22 protein-coding genes are annotated in these 22,571 nt (G+C 65.3%); 12 read left to right on the forward strand and 10 right to left on the reverse strand.

The genetic code is table 11. The features are described from left to right. Positions 1-97: 97 nt before the first annotated feature. Positions 98-1,045, forward strand: a complete 948-nt coding sequence (locus MXF70_RS13340; RefSeq protein ID WP_248516158.1) for an aminopeptidase — start codon at positions 98-100, stop codon at positions 1,043-1,045. A gap of 56 nt (positions 1,046-1,101) precedes the next feature. Here MXF70_RS13340 and tbsP read toward each other — a convergent pair whose 3' ends face one another. Then, positions 1,102-1,917 carry a transcriptional regulator TbsP gene (tbsP, locus tag MXF70_RS13345; RefSeq protein ID WP_248516159.1) on the reverse strand — a complete coding sequence of 272 codons (816 nt, stop codon included), beginning with the start codon at positions 1,915-1,917 and terminating at the stop codon, positions 1,102-1,104. Positions 1,918-2,328: 411 nt separating this feature from the next. Then, on the reverse strand, positions 2,329-4,530 hold the full coding sequence (locus tag MXF70_RS13350) for a hypothetical protein (protein ID WP_248516160.1): 2,202 nt from the start codon (positions 4,528-4,530) through the stop codon (positions 2,329-2,331). A 300-nt stretch (positions 4,531-4,830) separates the two neighbouring features. On the opposite strand from MXF70_RS13350, the gene glyA reads away from it, so the two are divergent. Together glyA and MXF70_RS13360 are read left to right on the forward strand one after the other, a co-directional pair. Continuing rightward, on the forward strand, positions 4,831-6,087 hold the full coding sequence (gene glyA / locus MXF70_RS13355; protein WP_248516161.1) for a serine hydroxymethyltransferase: 1,257 nt from the start codon (positions 4,831-4,833) through the stop codon (positions 6,085-6,087). 108 nt (positions 6,088-6,195) lie between these two features. Beyond that, positions 6,196-7,044, forward strand: a complete 849-nt coding sequence (locus tag MXF70_RS13360) for a hypothetical protein (protein ID WP_248516162.1) — start codon at positions 6,196-6,198, stop codon at positions 7,042-7,044. A 73-nt stretch (positions 7,045-7,117) separates the two neighbouring features. Here MXF70_RS13360 and MXF70_RS13365 read toward each other — a convergent pair whose 3' ends face one another. Then, positions 7,118-8,113, reverse strand: coding sequence for a tyrosine--tRNA ligase (locus MXF70_RS13365; RefSeq protein ID WP_248516163.1), 996 nt, complete (start codon positions 8,111-8,113; stop codon positions 7,118-7,120). A 128-nt stretch (positions 8,114-8,241) separates the two neighbouring features. Next, entirely contained in the window at positions 8,242-8,835 is a 594-nt protein-coding gene (locus tag MXF70_RS13370) for a hypothetical protein (protein ID WP_248516164.1), read from the reverse strand. Positions 8,836-9,101: 266 nt separating this feature from the next. On the opposite strand from MXF70_RS13370, the gene MXF70_RS13375 reads away from it, so the two are divergent. Continuing rightward, a complete protein-coding gene (locus MXF70_RS13375; protein WP_248516165.1) occupies positions 9,102-10,058 on the forward strand; it encodes a biotin--[acetyl-CoA-carboxylase] ligase in 957 nt (318 codons plus the stop codon). 81 nt (positions 10,059-10,139) lie between these two features. Here MXF70_RS13375 and MXF70_RS13380 read toward each other — a convergent pair whose 3' ends face one another. Beyond that, positions 10,140-10,655 (reverse strand): universal stress protein, encoded by a 516-nt coding sequence (locus MXF70_RS13380; RefSeq protein WP_248516166.1) that lies wholly within the window; start codon positions 10,653-10,655, stop codon positions 10,140-10,142. 694 nt (positions 10,656-11,349) lie between these two features. On the opposite strand from MXF70_RS13380, the gene MXF70_RS13385 reads away from it, so the two are divergent. Continuing rightward, positions 11,350-11,910 (forward strand): hypothetical protein, encoded by a 561-nt coding sequence (locus tag MXF70_RS13385; protein WP_248516167.1) that lies wholly within the window; start codon positions 11,350-11,352, stop codon positions 11,908-11,910. Next, positions 11,907-12,146 (forward strand): DUF8527 family protein, encoded by a 240-nt coding sequence (locus MXF70_RS13390; protein WP_248516168.1) that lies wholly within the window; start codon positions 11,907-11,909, stop codon positions 12,144-12,146. Before MXF70_RS13385 ends, MXF70_RS13390 begins: the two co-directional genes overlap by 4 nt. Before the next feature lie 63 nt (positions 12,147-12,209). On the opposite strand, the gene MXF70_RS13395 is transcribed toward MXF70_RS13390, so the two are convergent. Beyond that, positions 12,210-13,172, reverse strand: coding sequence for an Rv3626c family coenzyme F420 biosynthesis-associated protein (locus tag MXF70_RS13395; protein WP_248516169.1), 963 nt, complete (start codon positions 13,170-13,172; stop codon positions 12,210-12,212). Between the two features lie 255 nt (positions 13,173-13,427). Continuing rightward, positions 13,428-13,748: a hypothetical protein gene (locus MXF70_RS13400; protein ID WP_248516170.1), complete on the reverse strand. Its 321-nt coding sequence runs from the start codon at positions 13,746-13,748 to the stop codon at positions 13,428-13,430. Positions 13,749-13,906: 158 nt separating this feature from the next. On the opposite strand from MXF70_RS13400, the gene MXF70_RS13405 reads away from it, so the two are divergent. Continuing rightward, positions 13,907-14,971, forward strand: a complete 1,065-nt coding sequence (locus MXF70_RS13405) for a M20/M25/M40 family metallo-hydrolase (protein WP_248516171.1) — start codon at positions 13,907-13,909, stop codon at positions 14,969-14,971. A gap of 33 nt (positions 14,972-15,004) precedes the next feature. On the opposite strand, the gene MXF70_RS13410 is transcribed toward MXF70_RS13405, so the two are convergent. Next, positions 15,005-15,319 (reverse strand): hypothetical protein, encoded by a 315-nt coding sequence (locus tag MXF70_RS13410; protein ID WP_248516172.1) that lies wholly within the window; start codon positions 15,317-15,319, stop codon positions 15,005-15,007. Between the two features lie 193 nt (positions 15,320-15,512). Between MXF70_RS13410 and MXF70_RS13415 the strand changes: the two genes are divergently transcribed. From MXF70_RS13415 to purF, 3 genes are read left to right on the forward strand one after another with little or no spacing between them, the layout of a single operon-like run. After that, the gene (locus MXF70_RS13415; protein WP_248516173.1) at positions 15,513-15,746 is read left to right on the forward strand and encodes an LSM domain-containing protein; all 234 of its coding nucleotides are present in this window, start codon (positions 15,513-15,515) and stop codon (positions 15,744-15,746) included. Then, positions 15,743-15,913 (forward strand): 50S ribosomal protein L37e, encoded by a 171-nt coding sequence (locus MXF70_RS13420; protein ID WP_020447519.1) that lies wholly within the window; start codon positions 15,743-15,745, stop codon positions 15,911-15,913. The genes MXF70_RS13415 and MXF70_RS13420 overlap by 4 nt, the downstream gene beginning before the upstream one ends. Positions 15,914-15,919: 6 nt before the next feature. Continuing rightward, entirely contained in the window at positions 15,920-17,362 is a 1,443-nt protein-coding gene (gene purF / locus MXF70_RS13425; RefSeq protein ID WP_248516174.1) for an amidophosphoribosyltransferase, read from the forward strand. A gap of 211 nt (positions 17,363-17,573) precedes the next feature. Here purF and MXF70_RS13430 read toward each other — a convergent pair whose 3' ends face one another. Both MXF70_RS13430 and MXF70_RS13435 read right to left on the reverse strand, forming a co-directional pair. Then, positions 17,574-17,924, reverse strand: coding sequence for a DUF3006 domain-containing protein (locus MXF70_RS13430; RefSeq protein WP_248516175.1), 351 nt, complete (start codon positions 17,922-17,924; stop codon positions 17,574-17,576). Continuing rightward, positions 17,921-19,054 (reverse strand): ComEC/Rec2 family competence protein, encoded by a 1,134-nt coding sequence (locus MXF70_RS13435; RefSeq protein WP_248516176.1) that lies wholly within the window; start codon positions 19,052-19,054, stop codon positions 17,921-17,923. The genes MXF70_RS13430 and MXF70_RS13435 overlap by 4 nt, the downstream gene beginning before the upstream one ends. Before the next feature lie 153 nt (positions 19,055-19,207). Between MXF70_RS13435 and MXF70_RS13440 the strand changes: the two genes are divergently transcribed. Together MXF70_RS13440 and MXF70_RS13445 are read left to right on the forward strand one after the other, a co-directional pair. Further along, positions 19,208-19,927 carry a DUF8081 domain-containing protein gene (locus tag MXF70_RS13440; RefSeq protein ID WP_248516177.1) on the forward strand — a complete coding sequence of 240 codons (720 nt, stop codon included), beginning with the start codon at positions 19,208-19,210 and terminating at the stop codon, positions 19,925-19,927. Between the two features lie 128 nt (positions 19,928-20,055). Beyond that, positions 20,056-22,566: an AAA domain-containing protein gene (locus MXF70_RS13445; protein WP_248516178.1), complete on the forward strand. Its 2,511-nt coding sequence runs from the start codon at positions 20,056-20,058 to the stop codon at positions 22,564-22,566. Positions 22,567-22,571: the final 5 nt, after the last annotated feature.

Raw genomic sequence — 22,571 nt, forward strand, 5'->3', positions numbered from 1 at the left:
ACGGGGCCAAAGCGTGGTCTCCGGTGGCCCCGGACGATGGCAGTCTGACTCGCCGGCGGGCGGAACGTCCAAGTCGAACGCGATCAACCTCGCGAGTATGGCCGATCTCACGACGCCGGCGACGACGGCGATCGAAGATTGTCTCGCTGTAACGAGCGGCGAATCCGTCGCCGTCGTCACTGACGACAAGCGACTGCCGATCGGTGAGGCGCTCTACGAGGTCGCAAGCGACGTCACTCCGGACGCGACGCTCGTACGATACCAGCCCGGCGACCAGCACGGAGCGGAACCACCGGAGCCGGTGGCTGGAGCGATGGCACACAGCGACGTCTTCGTCGCACCGACGACGAAGAGCCTGAGCCACACGCGCGCCCGGACGAAAGCCTGTGACAGCGGCGCTCGCGGCGCCACCTTGCCAGGTATCACGGAAGAGGTGTTCACGACCGGGCTGGACGCTGACTACGAGTCCATCGCGCGCGAGTGCGAGGAGATGCTCGAACTCGTCAGCACCGCCGAGGAGATCCGGATTACGACGGAGCTCGGAACGGATTTCCTAGTCCGCCCGGGCGAGCGAACCTGGAACGCCGACACTGGACTCGTCCACGAGTCCGGCGACTTCTCGAATCTCCCCGCAGGAGAGGTGTTCGTCAGTCCCGAAGACGCCGAAGGGACCTACGTCGTCGACGGGACGATGATGCCCCACGGACTGCTCGACGACGACCAGACGCTCCGCTTCGAGGTGAAAGACGGCTACGTCACCGAAATCTCCGATCCGGAGATTCGCGAGCAGGTCGAAGCGGCAGCGACCGAGGTCGGCGACGCAGCGTACAACCTCGCCGAGCTGGGTATCGGGACGAATCTCGCGGTCGAGTCGCTGGTCGGATCGGTGCTGCTCGACGAGAAGGCCGCCGGCACGGTCCACATTGCGATCGGGGACGACGCCGGGATCGGTGGCGACACGGAAGCACCGCTGCACCTCGATGGCATCATCAGGGATCCGACGGTCGTCGTCGACGGCGACGAGATCGAGCTGCCGTCGCCCTGAGAGCTGTCGCTACGGTTGAAGAGAGCCAAAAAAGATGAGCCGCGGTCGTACGTCGTTCAGGCCAGCAGCGACTGCGCTGCGCTGGCGAGTTCGCCGTTGTCGGCGCCCTGCAGTCGCTCGTCGCCGAGCTTGAGCCGGAGTCGCGGGCGGCCGACGTCGATCGGGACCTTCTCGGTGTCGAGCAGGCCTTTGTCCTCGAGTTTGGTCTTCGTCCGGGAGAACGTCGCCTTGCTGGCGATCCCGATGTCCTCGCCCCACTTGCTGATGTCGTAGAGCAGCGCCTCGTTCTTCGCAGCGACGAGGAGACTGATCGTCACTTCGTCGAGACCGTCGCCGTCGCCACGGGCGGTTTCGAGCGATGCCAGAATGTTGGTGAAGTCCGCCTCTGCGTCGGCGCCGATGTCCTCCGAGAGCGTCTCGCGGACGCGCTCGATCGACGGTGTCCGGAGAGAGTACTCCTCGGCGGCGGCCCAGTCGCTCTCGTATCGCTCGTTGGCGGCCGAGACGAACTCCGCCTCGTCGCTGACGAGGCCGGCGACCTGCGTCCCGGCGTCGACGATCGCGACGACACGATCCTCGGTCACGAGGAGCGCGTTCTCGGGACCGTCCTCGACGGTACGGAACTCGAGGATGCCATCCTCGATGAGAACGGCGGCGTTACTGGCGACGATGAAGTCGTCCATCACGTCTTTGAGCGTCCGCTCTTCGACGAGTACGCGCACTGCCGGCAGGTCGTCAGTGGCTGCAGCGACGTCGATCAACGATTCGAGCCCATCCCTCGTCGGATTGACGACGACGAGTTCTCCCCCCGCGTCGGAGAACACCGAGCGAAGAATATCGTCAAGCCGATCGCCGAGTAAATTCGATTCCATAGACGTGTGGGTATAAAAGAGACGTTGATACTTAATTTTATTGGCCCATCATTGGCCACATCATTCAAGACCGTGGACGAAACCCCGATGGGAATTGCCAATCGATATTTTGTACCCGTACCTCGATTTTGGACCAAAGACTGAAGTGGATGCCAGAACGCCTCACGAACCATGTTTGGAATCGTTCTGGCGCTGGCGAAGGCAGCTGGCGGTAGCGGCTACACGGGCCCCTGAAGCTGGACCCTCGTCTCACCGCACATCGCACTCCACCGTTCGAGACCGCGGGAAGCACAGAGAGGCGTTGCTGAGCAAGCGATAACTCCAGACCCTCAATCCATCTCCATACTCTCTTGCACGCAGCACGATTAGTTGCGGGTAGAGCCACTAACGGACCGATAGCCAGGCAGACGGTCAATCGCCGGCGCGGATCCGATCAGCGAGCGAGGCCGACCAGTAGACGTCGCCGTCGTAAATCACCGGCAGCGCCGCTCGGTCCAGGAAGGTCGCCAACTCGGAGCGATCGAGCAGATACTCGGAGACGTTGCCACAGAGATACGCGTAGCGATCGTCACCGATGTACGGCCGGTAGAAGCTCCCCGCGTGTCGCGAACAGAACTGATCGTAGGACACGAGGAACCCCTCATCGAACTGCTCGAGTTCGACCGTCGCCGGCAGTCGGTTTTCGCTCTGGGCCAGCGCGTGGGTGCCGTCGCCGACGACGGCGTAGTCCTTACCCATCATGATCCGGCGTCTGGCGAGTTGGAGTGCGCGTTCGAAACCGAACCCGTGGACCAGCAGCTGGGCGAACGTCGAGCCGACCGCGATCGCGTGGTCGTTGAGCACCTGCGAGAAGGTAATCGCGCCGGCGACGGCACCCTTCCGAACGAGCTCCACGCCTTCGTGGTAGGAGCCACAGGCGTTGAGGAAGAACGTCTGGGCACCACACCGCGAGAGCGAAGACGCGGACAGGTGGCCATCGGGGCACCGGAGGCCGTCCGTCTCACAGTGGCCGATGAAGTGAACGAAGCCGTTGTCGGCTTCGAACAGCGATCCGAGCTCCGCGACGGTGAGGCGTTCGCGGACGGAGACGTCGACCGAAACGTCTCCACCACGTGTCCGATAGATGTCCGCAACGTCGGCGTGTTCGGCGTCCATCTCGGCGTCGTTGCGAACGACGGTGATGTCGATCCCGTCGCTCTCGCGATCGAGCGCATCGATACGGTTCTCGTAGGCCTCTGGGAGACAGCGAAACACGTCGATCGGCGTCCCCTCTGCGAGCCAGCCGTGGATGCGACCGCCCCGCAGTTCGGGTTTGACGACGTCGACGGATGCGACCTCGCCTGCGCTCCTGACCCCTGAGGACGTCGTGCCGCCATCAGACACGAGTGAATCGATGTCGTCGGACAGCCGAGAGGAAGTAGCTGTTCCCTCTGCAGTTCGATCGTCCGTCGAAGCGTCGAGCCGGCGCGAGTAGTCCGGCGCTCGCCCGCGATAGAAGTCGTCGAGAGATCGCTCGACCAGCTCGCTGCCCTCCAGCTCGGAGGTCCGTGGCATGTAGATCAGACTCATGCGGTCGAGCAGGAACGGGATCGCTTCGATACCGTCCTCGTCGGGCTCGACGTAGGTCGAGCAGTGCCAGTCTGGGAGTCGCTGCTCGATGGCACCGTAAGGAACGTCGAGATAGGCGGCGAGGCGCTCCGGGGGCGAGGCCGCATAGAGGGCCTCGTCGTCGACGCCGAGCGCGTCGAGCAGGCTCGCCTCCGCGAGGTCGGTGTTGTAGGGGCCGGCGTTGCGAACGAGACAGTCGAGGAAAAACACCTTCCGCAGAAGCCGGGTGGCCTCGCGCTCGAGCCCGGGCATCGCCGGGAGTTCGAGGTCGACGTCTGCCGCGGGGGCGCGGACGATCGGTGACGCGACGTTGCCCACCTCGACGTCGGCTCCGAGATAGTAGGCGAGCGGCGCCAGGACGAGGAGCGGTTCGAGCGCGTTCGGCGCGAGCAGTTCGATGCCGGTGTCGGATCTGGCCGCGCGAATCGCCTCCGGAACTGCCGCCTGGTCGACGCCGTCGTCGACGTCGAGCAACGGCGGGTGGCCCCGGAGCGTGGGAAAGGACCGATCCACACCCGTCGTCTTGTGCGCGACCGACGCGTGGGTCAGCGCCGTCGCGATCCCCTCCGTCGTCGGCGGGATCGTCATCGCCGTCGTCGGTTTTCTGGTTCGGCCACGGAAGCCGAGCGTCAGTCGACGCCGGCCCGGCAACGAGAGCACCACGCCGTCGTAGTCGGCGGTCCGGCAGAGGGTGAACGGCCCGTTCAGGCGAATGTAGCTCTTGACTTCAGCGTCGACGTCGATCAGGTACTCGCCTTCGGGCTTCGCCATCGGCTCGGTGTCCGGGCCGAGCTCTTCGGTCTCACCGGAAGACAACGAGATCGCGTAGACCACAGCTCCAGGCAAAGTGAGCTGGTCGGTCAGGCAGTCGAGCGTGATGTCGACCGGTCTGGGTATGTCGCGGTCGGCGTCGGTGAACTCGAGCCCGGAGCCGCTGACCGAACACTCCGCGCCCGCCGAATCGTGGACGCGAAAGCTGGTCTCGGTTCCGTCCCACTCGAGCATCGTGGAGAAACCTATCGTTCGGCATCACTCAAAGAACTTTCCGTGTGGTTGCCAGTGGCAAGGGCGACCGGCGGCGGTTGCTGATAGGTAGCGACGCCAGTGTGCACGCGTCGACGGTCGCTGGCGCGTAGCGATGCGTTCTACGATGCCGGCGCCAGGCGACGACGCGGCTGCTTCCACGCGTAGATCGGACGATTGCCCCTGATTCGATTCCAATCGAACGCTCCAGCAGCCGACACGGAGCCAGCGCGAGCCAAATCGTTCCGATGGATATAGGGCGTCACCGGCGAAGAGATTCGTATGCGACACGACAGCGTTCGGGAGGCCGATCCGGCCGTCGCCGACGCACTCGAGGGAGAGATCGAGCGGCAGCGATCGACCCTCCAGCTCATCGCAGCGGAGAACCACGTCAGCGAAGCGGTGCTCGACGCCCAGAGCAGCGTCCTGACGAACAAGTACGCCGAGGGATACCCCGGCGCCCGGTACTACGGCGGCTGTGAGCACGCCGACGAGGTCGAGCAGCTCGCGATCGATCGCGCGAAGGAGCTCTACGGTGCCGAGCACGTCAACGTCCAGCCTCACTCCGGCACCCAGGCAAACCAGGCCGTCTACTACGCGATGTTGGAGCCCGGCGACAAGATTCTCTCGCTGGATCTCGAGCACGGTGGCCACCTCTCCCATGGGCACCCGGCGAACTTCGCCGGACAGCTCTACGAGGTCGAGCAGTACGAGGTCGACCCCGAGACCGGCTACCTCGACTACGAGGGCCTCCACGCCCACGCCGAGGAGTACCAGCCCGACGTGATCGTCGCGGGCTACTCCGCGTACCCGCGCGAGGTCGAATGGGAGCGGATTCGGGCAGCCGCCGACGCCGCGGACGCACTGATGGTCGCGGACATGGCCCACATCACTGGCCTCGTCGCCGGCGGTGCGCATCCGTCGCCGGTCGGCATCGCCGACTTCGTCACCGGCTCGACGCACAAGACGATCCGCGCCGGTCGTGGCGGGATGGTCATGTGCGACGAGGAGTACGCCGACGATCTCGATACGGCCGTCTTCCCCGGTGGTCAAGGCGGGCCCCTGATGCACAATATTGCGGGGAAAGCGGTCGGGTTCCACGAGGCACTGCAGCCCGAGTTCGAGGAGTACGCCGAACAGACCGTCGCGAACGCGAAGGCGATGGGCGAGCACCTCCAGGAGCACGGCTTCGAACTCGTCTCCGGCGGCACCGACAATCACCTCGTGCTCGTCGACCTCCGGCCGTCACATCCCGACACGTCCGGTGGCGACGCCGAGGAGGCTCTCGAAGAGGCTGGGCTGGTGCTCAACGGCAACACGGTCCCCGGCGAGACGCGCTCGCCGTTCGACCCGAGCGGGATCCGCGTCGGCACCCCTGCGATCACGACGCGCGGCTTCGGCGAGGACGAATCCCGAACGGTCGCACACCTGATCGCCCGCGTCGTCGACGCGGTCGCCGAGGGAACCGAGGACGAGGTCGTCCCCGACGTTCGCGAGACCGTCGAGAACCTCTGTGCCGAACACCCGATCTACGAATAGTCCTCCGTAGCACTCGTTCGTGCTGCGTCGTCGACCCATCGACTGAGGAACCGCCGACGGCGGCGATGAATCGCGGCCATTTTTGCGGACGCGGCGAACCCACACGACATGTCGATTGGCCTGGAGAGCATCGGCGCAGCCCTCTCCGTCGGTGTTGCGATGACCGTCGCCGGCGCCCTGCCACTCTACCAGGGGTGGCGACGTCGGGACCGATACCACCTCGTTCGTGATACCCCCACCGAGACCCCAGCGACGGCGACGGCAAGTGAGACGGTGCTCCTGAGGGGAACGGCAACGGCGCGTGAGCGTCCGATCGATGCGCCAATGACAGGCGACGACGCGCTGCTCGCAGCCTGGTCGATCCGCGAATGGCAAGACGAGAACATGAACATGAAACACTGGACGCCCGAGGCGAGGGGACTGCAGATGGCGGCAGTGCGGATCGAAGCCGATGGCAGCGCGATAACGGTCCCCGATCGATCACACGAAGCATCGACGGATGTGCTGACGAGTCTCGTCGGCTACGACGCGATAACGGGCTTCGAGATCGACGACGCGCTCGTCGAGTTCGACGAGTTCGACACCGCTGAGGAGGTGCCACAGGGTATCGACCCACCCGAGCGGTTCCGAGATCTGGAGCGGCGGGTCGGCCTCGATGCGTCCCAACCAGGCGCGACGCTCATCGATCTCGGACGGACTCACGGAACGCGAGAGTACCGTGAAGCAGTCGTCGGGAGTGGGGACACGCTGACCGTTCGCGGAACCGTACGGCAGGCCAAGGAACCTGGTGTGGGGAGAGTGCTCGAGACACCTGAGGACGGTCCAGCTATCCTCTCCGATCTCGACGCAGACGCGCTGGAGCAGCGCTATCGGCGGTCGTACCGGATCCTGTTCTACGGCATGATCTGCGTGATTCTCCTGATGATGCTAATCGCGGGCCTCGTCGTCGCCGTCTGAGGAGCGAGTCGGTAGTCACCGAAAAGAATGGATCTGGATCGATTCGTTCGGACGTCGCCCCACGCGGCGGTGTTCAGGCCTCGAGCTCTTGCAGCTTCTCGCGACCGGGTGCGATCAGTTCGTCGAGTGCGGTCGCGAGCGTGGACTTCGCGTCGGCGGGATGGAGCTCGCCGGAATCGAGCGCGTCGGCGAGTGCCTCGTAATCGTCGTACGTCACGTCACCGCCGTACTCGTCGGGGCGCTCGACGGTGACGGAGTCGAAGCGGGGGAACACGTGGAATTGGAAGAGCTGAAGGACGGGATGCTCGCGCTCCTCACCGTCTTCGGCGGGCTCGGGATCGCGCGTCGGCGGGCAGTAGGCTGCGTTGACTTTCTCCTCGAGGTCCTCCGGAGAGTCCTCCATCGTGATGTCGACGCCCTCGCTGGCGGACATCTTGCCGACGCCTGTCTCGAGGTCGGCGATGATCGGCGTGTGAAGGGCGGGCCGGACGTCGTAGCCAACCTCGTCCATTCCCTCGCGGTGAAGCATGTGGACCTTCCGCTGGTCGATGCCGCCGACGGCGAGGTCGAGATCGAGATACTCGATGTCCAGCGCCTGCATGATCGGGTAGACGACGTGGGCGACGCTGGCTGTGTCGCCGCTTTGAATCTCCGCCATCGCGCGCTGGGCGCGATTGAGGGAGGTCGAGACAGAGAGTTCGTGGACGTCGAGGACGTACTCCTCGTCTAGCTGGAACTCCGAGCCGTAGACGAACTCCGTCTGATCCGGGTCGAGTCCGTAGGCCAGGAACTGCGCCTTCATCGTCTCCGCAGTGGCTTCGAGTTCGTCGAAGGTGCCCTTGCCGTTCAGGTACGCGTGAACGTCGGCGAGCAGGACGACGACCTCCATCCCCAGCTCCTGGAGGTCGATCAGCTTGTTCGCGGTGAGCAGATGGCCCAGGTGAAGCGCTCCGGAGGGCTCGTACCCGACGTAGGCGCGCTTTCCCTCGGGATCGGCAGCGAGTTCGCGGGCCTCCTCGTCGGTCACGACCTCCACGGCATTCCGGGAGAGCAGTTCGTAGGCCTCCATATTCTGGGGGAGGAGAGGTGTCTTCAAAGGCGTTGTGTCACGGGATAGAATCCGACGACACACGTTGCAGTCAAAACGAGAGTAAAATCGGCGACAATGCTACTCCTTCGGGCAGCACCTAGGCGGATTTAGCCACTGATCGCAGTAGGTGCCTTGTTCTCTGTGAGCCACACGACGATAGCAGAGGAAATCGCAGCCGCAACGCCACTTCCGAGGCCGCTCACGATCACATTCACGAAATTGAGGGAGACGTTGTCGTACGGAATGACCACCGTGAAGCCAGCAACGAGGTAGAGAATAGGCATCGCGACGAGTGAGACCACTGCGGCAACTTTGAACGCCGTATTCTCCGTGTTATCGACGTTCCGTGCGACGATAGCTCCGAAGAACGCCAGGGCGATGATACCCACCATGGTCACGACCAAATAGGATACCGCTGGTGTCCCGGTCGCCCCTTGGGATACGTCGAACAGATTGTGATCCCACTGGTCCTGAATATTCGAATTGAGACCGATGGCGAGGCCGAGAACAGCGAACAGACCCCCCACGTAGATCAGCCAATCTTGGATAACCGCCTGCTCCTCTTGGCTGACGAAATCGTCGAGCGACGTCCCGCCTCCAGTCTGTTGTTGCTGCTGGGCGTTGTGATTTGGCGCCTCCTGTGATGCCCCTCCTGTCTCCTCCGTCGTGGAACCGTCCGCGTCTGAATCTGACTCCGACATACAGGGCGAGACTTATCACCTTCTCCCTTAACTATTTCCCTTACTGAATAAAAGAAGTAGTCAAAAATTGCCTGCGGAAACCAAGAGTAAGACCGGACATTACCCCACGATTTCCCGATATGGCAGCAGTGACAGATCACCGATGGTAACGGGAAACTACGCATCGTTCGCCGGGGCCTGGCGCTGCTGAAATCAGGACTGCCGCCGCAGAAGAAAGTGCGTCCGTGGGTGACCACGCTCAAGTCCCCGCCGGTCGTCCAGTCGGTATGACCGATACGCGCGGATCCATCCTTGACGCGCTGGCCGAGGCGCCACGATCCGGCGAAGCGCTGGCAGCGAATCTCGACGTCTCGCGGGCCGCCGTCTGGAAACACGTCGAGGCGCTCCGGGAGCAGGGCTTCACGATCGAGAGCGGTCCGGACGGCTACGCGCTCCGCTCCGTTCCCGAGTACGGTGGCGATGCGATCCAGTTCGGTCTCGATGCACCGTTCGAGATCGCGTTTCACGACTCGGTCGGAAGCACGAACGACGTCGCCCGGGACCTCGCCGCCGATGGCGCCGAGGACGTGGTCGTGGTCGCCGCCGAACAGACCGGCGGTCGCGGACGGCTCGATCGCGAGTGGGCGTCGCCGAGGGGTGGAATCTGGCAGAGCATCGTACTCCAACCGGATCGGCCGCCGGCGACGATTCCGCAGTTCACGCTCGCCGCCGCGGTGGCGATCACCACGGCTGCCCGAGAGGCCGGCGTCGACGCGGGGATCAAATGGCCGAACGACGTCCTGGTGAGCGAGTCCGACGGTGGTGTCGGTGCGGATTCGGACGCCAAACTCTCCGGTGTGCTGACCGAGATGGAGGGCGAAGCCGACCGGGTCGAGTGGCTCATCGTCGGCATGGGGATCAACGCGAACCTCGACGCCGACGAGCTGCCAGAGGGTGCGACGAGTCTCCGCGAGGTACTCGGCGAGGACGTGAACCGACGACTGTTCGTCCAGCGCGTGCTGGAGACCTTCGACGACCTCCGGGCAGATCCGGACCGGATTCTCGACGCCTGGCGTGAGCGCGCACTGACGCTCGGCCGAGAGGTCCGCGTCGAAACCGCAACCGGTGACACCGTCGTCGGCACAGCTACCGACGTCGAACTGCCAGGGACGCTACTCGTCGAAACTGACGACGGCACCAAGCGCATCCACGCTGGTGACTGTGAACATCTTCGCCCAGCCTGACCGATCGCAGCGGCTACCGGGCGATCAGGTGGACGGCTGATTCGTACAGAAAAACGGAGGACGCTTCGTTGGATAACCAGCTCAGGAGGCGTCCTCGGCTGAATCCGGCGCTTCATCAGCTGATACGGCCGCCTCGCCCGTGGTCCGTTCCTCGGCGTCCGGGGGCTCTCCGACCCGAACTGTCAACACCGGAATCTCGGAACTGCGCACCACCCGCTCGGCGACGCTGCCGAGTAGAAGCCGGTCCAGACCTCCGCGCCCATGCGTGCCCATCACGATAAGATCGCAATCTGCCTGCTCAGCGTAGTCCACGATCTGCCGACTCGGCGAGCCGTCGACGACGGCAGTCTCGACGTCCACGTCCGCCTCGGCAGCCAGTTCGATCACCCGTTCGAGCGCTGCTTGGCCCTCCTCGGAAAGCACGTCCCGGATGCCATCCCAGGAGGTCTCCATCGGAATGCCGCCGTAGCTCGCCGTGTTGACGACGTAAACGGCGTGAATCGTGGCACCGTGGGCTGCCGCGAGATCGATCGCGTGGTCGACTGCCCGTTCGACGCCAGCTGAGCCGTCCGTCGGGACGAGGATCCGCTCGTACATGCTCCTTGGTACCTGCTAGCAGGGAGCCGGCAAAACTGTTCGGGAACGTAACGGTGAGTTGGGCAACATGACTACTGATGAGCTCATTCGCTGACAGCGGATTGCGCTGGACAGCAAACAACTTGGAAGCCCCCTCCCGCTCGTGTCCGCTCGCTCGTTGCGCGCGGCCTCGCTAACGCTCGGCCGTGCTTTCGTCGCGAGCGAACACGAGCGGTCGGCCCCTTCCAGTCCCACCCAGCGGATATCGAGTCAAGCTACGCTCAGGTGGATCGCCCAGCGGAGCGAACGCCTTCGGGCGATCACCTCGTGATCAGCGCGCCCGAATCTCCGCCGCGCTTCGCTCTAGCAACCACACTCTGGGTGGGACTCCGGAAGGGGCCGACCGGTCGACGACGGACGGCAATGTAAGCACTGGAACGAGGCCGCAGGCCGAGTGAAGTCGTTCGAGAGAGCAAAGCTCTCTCGTGATGACGAAAGACCCTTTGCGTCTTTCGAACCACGCGCAGCGAGCCGCCCGAGTCGAGCGGGAGGAGGCTTCCGTGTCGGTCTGCTGTCCTGGTTCATCCAACTAGAGTTCCCTAGTAGACCAATCGAGCAACACTGGTTCGACGAAAGCCAATGTACAGAGCGTCGAATCCACTCCCTTGTCCGCATCGACACGTTCTTTCTCCGCGACCGGCAAGGCAGAGCCAGTATGCGGGTACGGGACTGGGACGATCTGGTGGCGGACGTCGTCGAGAGCGACGTCGATCCGGAGGGCTGGCGAGCCGTCAGCGGTGATCGGTCGTCGGGAGTCGGCGAGGACATGTATCTCGGCCACCGGAATGCGGGCGTCTACCAACTCAAGACGTTCGCGAAGAACCCCTTCGAGGTCCGGGGCGTGGGCGCTCACGTCGCCCGGCGGGTCGACGAGGATCTCGATCCCCTCTTCCCCGGGGAAGCTGGCCTGGAGGGAAGCGGCCACTTCGCGGTCAACGACGGCCCGGCGGACGAGGACGAAGCCGAGACAATGGCCAGTCGAGTGGAGGAAGTCGTTCGCACGCACGCGGACGCGCCGACGACCCCCGATGCGCTGTTCGAGGACGTGATGGACGCGATGGACGCGCCAGCCTACGGCCCGATCGAGCACGATCAGTACGGCCGTCCGGACGCACTCGACGATCTGTCGAGCGAGTTCGAGGAGGCCGAAGAAGTCCTCGAGGCCGAGTTCGAGGACGTCGTCGACACGAGCGCGGTCGGCAGGGGGTTCGAGTGATCGAGACGCTGGCGGAGGTTGCGCTCCGACCGAACCGCTTCCAGCTCGCGATCATCTTGATCGTCGGCGGGAGCGGCGGGCTGGTGTCGGTATCCTTCGGCGCGGGCCTCCCAGCGATCGTCGTAGCGACGGTGATCGGTCTGCTGGCTGGCATCGTGCTGACGGCCTACCTCACGCACATCGCGCCGGAGTCCGGCGCATCGAACAGGCCCGGTCGAGGACGCGGACCGCGGTAGGATAGGCGAACCGCGGTGCATGGGTGGACCGGACGAAGAGCTGCAAGCTGGATTCGGAGATTCTCAGGGATCGATCCGCTGGAGCCACAGCGCCGGATCGTCGAGTTCCGCCTCCGTCGGGAGGTGGTCGGGCGACTCCCAGACGGCGCCCGCAGCGCCGAGCCCGCGTGCCTGGGCCACGTCGTCGAAGAACGCCTTGCCGCGCTCGTACTGCTCGCGCTTGAGACCGATGCCGAGCGCACGCCGAAGGAGACGGCCGAGCGGGCCGGCTTCCTGACGGCGGGCGTCGAGCTTCTCGCGGAGATCGTCGGACTCGTCGTCGAACGCCTCGTCCATGAGGAGTTCAGCGTACCCCTCGACGGCCGTCATCGCCGTCTGTAGTTCGGTGAACGTCTCGCGGTCGAGGGTGCCATCGGCGACGCCATCGATTCCCTCTTCCATCCGCTCGGCGAGGTGATCGGTGAGCCATGGCGCTGCACCGAACTCCGCTGCGTGGGTCACCTCGTGGAAAGCGATCCAGCGCCGGAACCGCGGGAAATCGACGTCGAGCGAGTCGGCGACGGCGACGATGTTCGGGTGGACGAAGTAGAGCCCGTGGTCGTCCTGTGGAGCGTCGGCCAGAAGCAGCGGGTCGTACTGCCCGAGGACGTTCCGCGCGAGGTAGCCCAGCATGACGGACATGGTTCCGGTATTGGTCTTGCGTGCGAGCCCGGGAACCATCGAGTCGTCGGCCAACCCCTCGAGTGGCTCCATAACCCGCCGGAACGTGGCGACGTTCGCGTCGATCCAGTGGTGCCGGTGCTGGATCTCCAGGGTCTCCGGTACGACGAACTCGTGAGCCGTGACCTCGCGAACGCGCTCTCTGGCGTCCCTGACGTCCGCAGCGTAGCCCTCTCGCTGAGCTGCTGTGAGCTCGAGCGATCCGGGATCGGTCGAAGCACAGGCGGCCTCCGTGACCGCGTTCCAGTCCACGAGCCCGCTGCCGGAGGCACCCGCGACCGCCCGAACACTGTGATAGATCGTCATGGACTTCGTTGCCGCTCGGCGGTCAAAACCCTTCTCCCCGCCGCAGTCGTGCGGATGGTACACACGTACTGGCCACTACCCCCCAGTAATCCAGAAAACAGAACGGAGACTCGGGCCCCAAGTGCGTCGAGCGAGCGGAAAAGGGATCGGCGGGAACCGGTTTGTGAAACTATGTCGAGATTCGACGTGGGGACGGCAGAGACGGTCAGTTCAGGCCGCGGGGACCGCCGGGGCGTCACCACCAGGAGCGCCGCCTCAGAGGTCGTCGGACTCGGCGAGGTCGACGGAGTCGTCGCTGCCAGTCAGTTTCTTGACGACCATCGCGATGCCCGCGAGGACGACGAGTGCGATCAGGAGCGCACCGAGGCCGCCACCCCCGGATTCCTCGTCCGCTACGGGGACCTTCTCGTCCTCGTTCGTCTCGTCGGATCCCTTCCCGAACCAGGATTTGCCCGTGGAGGCATCGTCCGAGGAGGACTCGGCGTCATCCGAACCGACGCCGGGGACGGAGGAGGGACCAAACTGCGTGTCGCCGTGCGTGTGAATCGCGAAGAGCGTGAGATTTCTATCTCCCATAGCGGCCGTGGATACGTCCGCGAGCTTCTTAGTCGTTGGCGCTGGAGCGCCGACCGATCGACGACCGGTAGCTCGACGATCGCCCGTGACCGGCTAGCGAATCCGGATCTCTGACCCGCCATCCGAGGATTCAACTCGGCCCCCGAACGAACGTCAGTATGGACGACCGCAGGCGAGAGTTCCTCGACGAGTTGCTCACGACGCCGACGCCCTCTGGCTACGAGGTCGAGGGACAGCGCCGCTGGATCGAGTACGTCGAACCACACGCCGACGAGATTCGGACGGACGACTACGGCAACGCCATCGCCGTCCTCGAGGGGGAGCCGGACGCACCGTCCGTCGCCGTCGCGGGACACGGTGACGAGATCGGGTACATCGTCCGAAAGATCGACGACGAAGGGTTCGTCCACCTCGGACGCATCGGCGGCTCCGACCGCACGGTTTCGAAGGGCCAGCACGTCGAAATTCACGGAGATGACGGTCCGGTCAACGGCGTCGTCGGACAGAACGCCATCCACCTCCGGGACGTCGGCGACGAGACGTACGACGACATCGACGAGCAGCGCGTGGACATCGGTGCGGCGGACGGCGACGCCGCCCGTGAGCTCATCGAGGTCGGCGACCCGATCACGATCGCCTCCACGGTCCGCGATCTGCAGGGAAGCAGAATCGCCGGTCGCGGCCTCGATAACCGCGTCGGGACCTGGGTGGCAGCAGAGACGCTCCGGCGCGCAGCCGACGCCGACGTCGACGCGACCCTCTACGCAGTCTCGACCGTACAGGAGGAGGTCGGACTCCAGGGCGCGAAGATGATCGGTGACGATCTCGCTCCGGACGCGGTCGTCGCCGTCGACGTCTTCCACGCGACGGACTATCCGGACGTCCCTGGCGACGAGACCAGCGAGGTAGCGCTCGGCGATGGGCCGGTCGTCGGCAGGGGCGCTGCGAACCACCCCGTGCTGGCTGACGCAGTGCGCGCCGCCGGCGAGGACGCGGACGTCGACGTCCAGATCGCCGCCGACGGCATCCGAACCGGCACCGACGCCGACGCGTTCTTCACGCAGGCCGGCGGCACGCCGTCGCTGAATCTCGGACTCCCGAACCGCTACATGCACACGCCGGTCGAAGTCGTCGACACCGACGATCTCGAGGCTGCCGCGGATCTGCTGGTCGCGGCGGCAGAACGTGCGCCAGATAGCGCGCCCTTCTCCGTCGACCTCTGAGTTGGGAGCAGTCGGCAGTCTCGGCGATATCGCTCACCGACCTGCGAGCAGCCGGAGCGTGACCAGCGTCACGGCGCCGGCGACGCCGACCACGAGAACGATCGTCAGAATCAGATTGTTTGGCGCCACCGTCGTGCCGACGATCCCACCGGCGATTCCGGCGATAAGCCCGAGTATCCCGCTACGGAGCGGCCGCCGAGATCGCGCGGCGCCCTCGGCTGTGGTATCTTGGGCACTGCTCGTCTTTGGTCCAGAATGTGACTCCCGGGCGCCCTCTCCAGCAGTTTCGGCAACGCTGCTCTCTGGGACGTCCTCGGACCTACTCGCGGCAGTGTCCTCGCTCGTCACGGCTCACAGTCCGTGCTTGCCTGATGAATAGTCTGTGATCGTAACCACGGGTCTGGCTGGCGAGGAGCCACCTTCCACCGAGTACGCATCTTGCATCGAGTACGTGTCCTGCATCGAGTACGAACCGCGTACTGCGATCAGGGGAGGGCTTCCAGCCGGTACGTTTATGCGGCCGTCGGGAGGCATCCTGAACATGAGCGGTCGACCCCTGGACGAGCTAGAAGCCGCCGTCGGCGACGACGTGGAAGTCCACCTCAAAAGCGACGACACCATCAGTGGCACCCTCGCTGGCTACGATCAACACATGAATCTCGTCCTGGACGAGGTCGGGACGACACCGGCGTCCGCAGACGCCGACGATCCTGCCGGGAATGGGCAAGACACAACGATTATACGCGGCGACAACGTCGTTTCGATCACGCTATGACAACGGGAACCTCTGCGGAAGGGAAGAAGAACAAAACGACGCACGTGACGTGTCGTCGGTGCGGTGAGGCCTCCTACCACACGGGGAAGGAGCGGTGTTCCTCCTGTGGATTCGGAACGTCCAGCAAGCGCCGAGACTACGAGTGGCAGTCGAAATCCGGCGAATAAGGCTATATGCACGAGAAGTGCGGCGTCGTCGGCGTCTCCCTCGCTGACCGTGCCGCCGCCCGTCCACTCTACTACTCACTCTACGCGCTCCAGCACCGCGGTCAGGAGTCCGCGGGGATCGTCACCCACGACGGATTCCAGCAACACAGCCAGGTCGAGATGGGGCTCGTCGGCGACGTCTTCGACGAGGACGATCTCGCGAACCTGAACGGCGAGAACGGCGTGGGCCACGTCCGCTATCCGACGGCGGGTAGCGTCGACTCCTGCTGCGCCCAGCCATTCTCGGTATCCTTCAAATCCGGTTCGCTCGCGCTCGCTCACAACGGTAACCTCGTCAACGCCGACGAGATCGGAGACGAGCTCGCGGATCTCGGCCACGCCTTCACGAGCGACGGTGACACCGAGGTCATCGCGCACGACCTCGCCCGAAACCTCCTCGAGGAGGACCTCGTCCGGGCCGTCAAGCGAACGATGGACCGGATCCACGGCTCGTACTCGCTGACGATCATGCACGACGAGACCGTGCTGGGCGTTCGCGATCCCGAAGGCAACCGACCGCTCGTGATCGGGGAGCTCGACGACGGCTACGTGCTCGCCTCCGAATCCGCGGCGATCGATACGCTCGACGGCGAGCTCGTTCGGGACGTGAAACCCGGCGAACTCGTCGTCCTCCATCAGGACGGGTCCGGCTACGACTCCTACCAGCTCTTCGACCGCGACCGCACCGCCCACTGCTTCTTCGAGCACGTCTACTTCGCGCGACCGGACTCCGTCATCGACGACGAACTGGTCTACGAAGTCCGGCGGAATCTCGGCCGGAAGCTCTGGGAGGAACAGGGCGTCGAAACCGACGTCGTCATGCCAGTGCCCGACTCCGGGCGCGCCTTCGCCTCCGGCTACGCGGAGGCCGCTCAGGAGGACGGCGCAGACGTCGAGTTCGCGGAGGGACTGATGAAAAACCGGTACGTCGGCCGGACGTTCATCATGCCAACCCAGGACGAGCGCGAGCGCGCCGTCCGCCTCAAACTCAACCCGATCAAGAGCACCATCGAAGGCAAGACCGTCACGATCATCGACGACTCGATCGTCCGCGGCACGACCTCGACGCAGCTCGTCGACCTCATCCGGGACGCCGGCGCCGAGGGCGTCCACGTTCGTATCGGCGCGCCCGCGATCGTCGCGCCCTGCTACATGGGGATCGACATGGCGACGCGCGAGGAGCTCATCGCGAGCGACAAATCGCCCACCGAGATCCGGGACGAGATCGGGGCGGACTCGCTGTCCTACATCTCCATCGACGCCGTCGCAGAGGCGATCGGCCGCTCGAGGGCCGATCTCTGCCTGGGCTGCGTGACGGGGGAGTACCCTTACGACATCGACGGCGAGGCGACCGACCGAGACGTGACGCGGCCGTCGATCGGCAACGCGAGGGCGGAAGCCAACGACTGACCGAGGCGTCGTCCCAATCGCTTTTTCCGGAATCCCGCTCGTCGTCAGCATCGACTGAGCGACAGCAGTGCGACCGGAGAAACGCAGTTTGCGTGGTGCGTGGCCCGTAGTTGAGTGACGATGGACCTGTACTGCTGGTGTCTTCGGCCCGTTCGTTACCTCGGCCCGCCCGTTCACTCGGTCTGCACGTGAAATCGGTTCGTTCGTTCAGCTACGTCGAGTCCTCGTCCGCGTTGGCATCATCGCCGTCGGAGTCGGTGCCACGCTCGTCGCTGGAGCCGCCGTTGGATTGGGGCGGTCGTTCTGCGAGCCGATCGAACCGCTCGCCCAGCTCCGATCGCCGTCGTTCGGTTTCGGCTGGTTCGAACACGAGATGGCGAAGCCCATCCTGCTCGAAGGTGGCCGTCAGCACGGCGCCGTCCTCGACGCCCGGCGGAAGCGCCTCGGCGTCGACGTGCCGTTCGTCGATGACCTCGTCGCCGCGATCGTTCTCGACCAGGAGGACGCCGGTGTCCTCCTCGATCCGATCGAGCACCGCGCGATACCGTCCGTCGAGGCTCACGGATCGACACCTCCTGTCGCGGGGACCATCGACGATCCGGTCGATACCGGAAGGACGATCTCGGCTGACGCCGGCATGACCGCTCCAGCCGACGGAGCGCCCACCTCGTAGGTCCCTCTGACCGTGATCTCCGCGCTCGCTGAAACGTCAGCGGGCGGAGCGTCCCGCAGCTCGGTCGGATCGGTCGTCGCGTTCGCGACGGTCCGGATCGTCACAGCATCGCCGTCGGTGCCGGCGACGATCGTCCCGTGGCTCCCGGTCCAGTAGGTGTCGATGCCGCGGTCGGCGAAGCGCTGCAGTGGCTCATCGTGGGGATGGCCGTACTGGGAGTCGTAGGCCGAAGAGACGATCGCGATCTGTGGATTCACTGCGTCGAGGAACTCTCCAGATGAGCTGGTGGAACTGCCGTGATGGCCTGCCTGGTAGACGGTCGACTGGAGCTCCTCGCCCCACCGATCGACCAGTTCCGGCTCGGTCTCGCTCGTCATGTCGCCGGTGAAGAGGAAGCCGGCGTCGCCGTAGCCGATCCTGACCGCGATCGTGTTTGCGTCGAGGTCGTCGGTTTCGTGGTTCGCGGGCGGATTGAGCACGGTCGTGGTCGTCCCGTTGAGTGGGATCTCGTCGCCGGCCCGCGTCTCGTAGAGCGTCACGTCGTATTGCTCGATTGCGTCGAGGTAGTTCTCGTAGGTGGCGGAGGTCGTCGGGACGCCGGAATCGTAGACGGCACCGATCCCCTCGCCCTCCGTCTCGAAGTGGCGGATGACCGCAGCGGAGCCGCCGATGTGATCGGCGTGGGCGTGCGTGGAGACGAGGTAGTCGATGCGATCGACGTTTCGTGCTTCGAGATACTCGATAACGGTCTCGCCGTCGTCCTGCCAGTGGCCGGTGTCGATCAGCATGGTCTCGTTGCCGGGGCCGCGCACGAACGTTGCGTCGGCCTGGCCAACGTCGATGTAATGCACGGAGAGGTCGGCGTCGACCGGTTCGAGATCGGTCGAGGGGCCGAACTCACCGTTGGAGCCGGTGGGCCCCTCCTGGGCCTCGGTTTCTACCTCGACGCCGATCGCGCCGAGACAGCCTGCGCTGAGGACGAGGAGACAGAGTACGCTCGCAAGTACGAGGCGTCGCATACCCACGTTCCGCCACGACGGCGGGTAAGCCCTCCGGTGATTCGACCGCCGTTCCCGTGGCTGAGAGCACGACGTGCCTGGGGAGCAGTCGTCACCGCTGTCCAGCGATCGAGGCCGGAGCGTTGATACCGATCGGGTGCGCCAACGACGAACGTGTATCGCGTCGTCCTCACCGACTCTGCGACGGAGAACGAGATCGCCGCCGCGCGCGGCGGCCCCGGCGCCCTTCTCGAGTACGAAGACCGCGAAGCGGCCGCCGCTGCCGCGAAACGGTACTCCGACGACGGCGAGATGGCCGTTCGGCTCCAGGCACCCTCGCCACAGGACCCACGAGACGTCGACGCGTACCTCGTGTCGAACCCCGAACGACGCGTCCGCCAGCCGACGGGGACGCTCGACGACGGACTCTCCTTCGAGACCAGCGCCACGCAGTACGGCGCCCTCGGCGAAGCGCTGTTGACGAGTCACGCCCAGGATCCGCCGGTGCTCCTCGCCTACGCCCGGCGGACGATGGAGGGCGACGGCGAACCGGCGGTTCAGCTGGATGCGGACCCGGCACCGATCAGCTACCGGTCTCACGAGACCGACGAGACCGTCTCCTGGGTGCCCGACTGTGCCGCGACGGTGACCGTCGACGGCGCGATCGAGCGGCGGTTGCTCTGTGAGGTCAAGACCGGGAACGGCTCGACCGAACGCGATCAGCGACGAGTGATGGAGTGGGCGGCGACGGAGCGAGAGGTCCTGCTCGTCAGGCTCGACGTCGACGATCTCCCGGACGATTACACCGCACGAATCCAGACGATCGACGCGGAGGAGCCGGGCGAGGAGTGGATCCGCGGCGATCCGGACCGAACGCTCGGTGAGTTCCAGTGAGGGCGAATCGGTTCGCGGGCGCTTCGATCTGCGTGATCGAACGTCGCCGCGACCAGTTCGACAGCCGGCGGAGCGTCAGACGCTCGTCCGACAAACGTTCATGTAGCGCGTCGGCCAACCAGTTGTAGATGGAGGACGCCCTGGACGCCATCAAGCGGCAGATCGACGGGATGGAGACCAGGCCGGCCGTCTTCGACCGGGAGCTACGCCAGCGGTTCGATCGCTGGCGGCTCGTCGATCCGGTGCCGGTCGAAGAGATTATCGAGCGGTTCGCCCGGCACGGCGGTTTCGACGGCGACGGCGCGACGGTCAGGATTCCGCTCCACGAGGTCGACTCCGCGGAGTTGACCGGCGAGTATCTGCTCTACCACCCCGAGCACGTCGTCGAGTGCGTGGGCTTTCACGAGTACGCACGGGGCGATCTTACCCACATTCGTCTCGACGAGTTCGCCGAGACCTACCCGGCGTGGCGGCTGCGCTTCTGGCACCCCGACTACGACCCGATCGCACAGCCGAGCTATCTCAAGGGATCGACCGACCTCGCCGACGACAGCGCCGCACCCGGCAGCTCCGTCGCGGGTCTCCAGAGCGTCGACGGCGACGACCTCTTCGACCAGCTCACCGCGTTCGTCGAGCGCGAGAAGGAGGCCGAACGCGAGGGGACGCGCCGACATTTCGAGGACCTCTCCGCCGACCAGTTCTGCGGGGAGTTCGGCGGCGTCACCGGCGTCGTCCCCGTCGGACGCGAGGTCGGTGAGTACGGCGAGCAGATCGTGAAACTGCGCGTGCCGGCCGCCGACGAGGACGGAGACGGCAATCGAACGACGGCAGACGAAGCCGGCGCTGGAGACGACGCTGGTGGCGCGGACGCTGCGACAGCCGACGCCTCGATGGCCGGAGCGCGCTACGACAACTGGGAGGAACTCGCCGACGCTGCGGGGATGGATCCAGACGACGCCAGTGGGTCCGGCAACGAGTCAGAGGCAACGTCGAACGGCGAGCAGGACGACGATTCGACGTCGGAGAGCGTCGAGGCGTTCGACTTCCGTGAAGCGGGCCTCTACCCCGGTAGCGAAGTGATCATCGGCCACGAGCACGGTGGCCGCGGGTTCCCCGTCGAAGCCGAGCTCTACGAGGTCGAGGGGCGAACGATGCGCCTCGGCGTCTACTGGCGCAAGACCGAAGACAAGGCCGCCGCGGAAGCGGCGTTCAAGGCAGACAGCGACGCCAGCTTCGTCGTCGGCGAGCTGCTCAACGTCGTCCCGTTCGACCGCCAGTGGGACGCCATCGAGACGATCCAGGCCGACGACCGGAAGGCAGACGTGCTGACGGGGCGGCGCGACGTGGGGTTCCGCGACGCGACCGAGGTCGACGTCCGGACGGGCGACCTCAACGAGTACCAGTCTCGCGCCGCCACCTCCGCGCTCCGCGCCGAAGACGTCTTCTGCATCCACGGGCCGCCCGGCACCGGCAAGACCCGGACGCTGACGAAGCTGATCCGGGAAGCCGCTCGCGACCATTTGCGCGTGCTCGCGGTCGCCCACTCAAATCAGGCCGTAGACAATCTGCTCGTCGGGTCGAGCACGACCGAGCAGGCCGATCCCCGCTCGCTGCACGCGCTGGCCCAGGACGACGAACTCTCGATCGCCCGCGTCGGATCGAACTGCGATCACCCCGTCGTCGAGGAGGAGTACGTCGGCGAGGATCACTGGCAGGCCGACGTCGTCGGCGCCACGATGAGCGCGGCTCACCAGTTCCCCGACGACCTCTTCGACCTCGTCGTCGTCGACGAGGCGACGCAGGCGACGATACCGGCGACCCTGATCCCCTTCTCGAAGGGCGAGCGCGCAGTGCTCGCCGGCGACCACAAACAGCTCCCGCCGTACCACTCAGGCGAGTACGCCGACCGCGAGGAGATGGAGAAATCCCTCTTCGAGCACGTCCTCGAGGTCTACGGCGACGGCATCGTGACGACGCTGGGGACGCAGTACCGGATGCACGAATCGATCGCGGCGTTCCCGAACGAGGCGTTCTACGACGGGCTGCTCACGCATGCCAGCCGAAACCGAGACTGGACGATCGGAACGCTGGATCCCCTCGTCGGCGTCGACGTGTCCGGCTCGGAGGAGCGGACGCCCCGCGAGTCGCTCTACAATCCTGCAGAGGTCGAGGCAGTCGTCGCGGAGATCGACCGCCTGCTCCGCTACGGCGTCGATCCGGCCGATATCGGCGTTATCACGCCCTACACCGGACAGGTCGCCAAGATTCGCTCCGCGCTGGCGAGCCACGATCAGTCGGGACTCCACCACGACGTGACGGTGAACACGATCGACTCCTTCCAGGGCAGCGAGTCAAAGGCGATCGTCGTCTCCTTCGTCCGGAGCAACGACGCCGGCCAGATCGGCTTCCTGGACTTCCCGAACGAGGGACCACGGCGGCTGAACGTCGCGCTCACGCGAGCGAAGAAGCGGCTCGTGCTCGTCGGCGACTGGGACTGCCTCACGACGCTGCCGGGCCGAACCGACCCAGCCGACTCGGCGACGCCGATCTATCAGCAGCTTCACGAACACCTCCAGAACGAAGCGAACATCGAGGACGTCTCTGCGATCGAGGAAGACGCAGTCGGGCGGCCGGAGTAATCTCC

The organism is Salinarchaeum laminariae, from assembly GCF_023204835.1.
GTDB lineage: Archaea > Halobacteriota > Halobacteria > Halobacteriales > Salinarchaeaceae > Salinarchaeum > Salinarchaeum laminariae.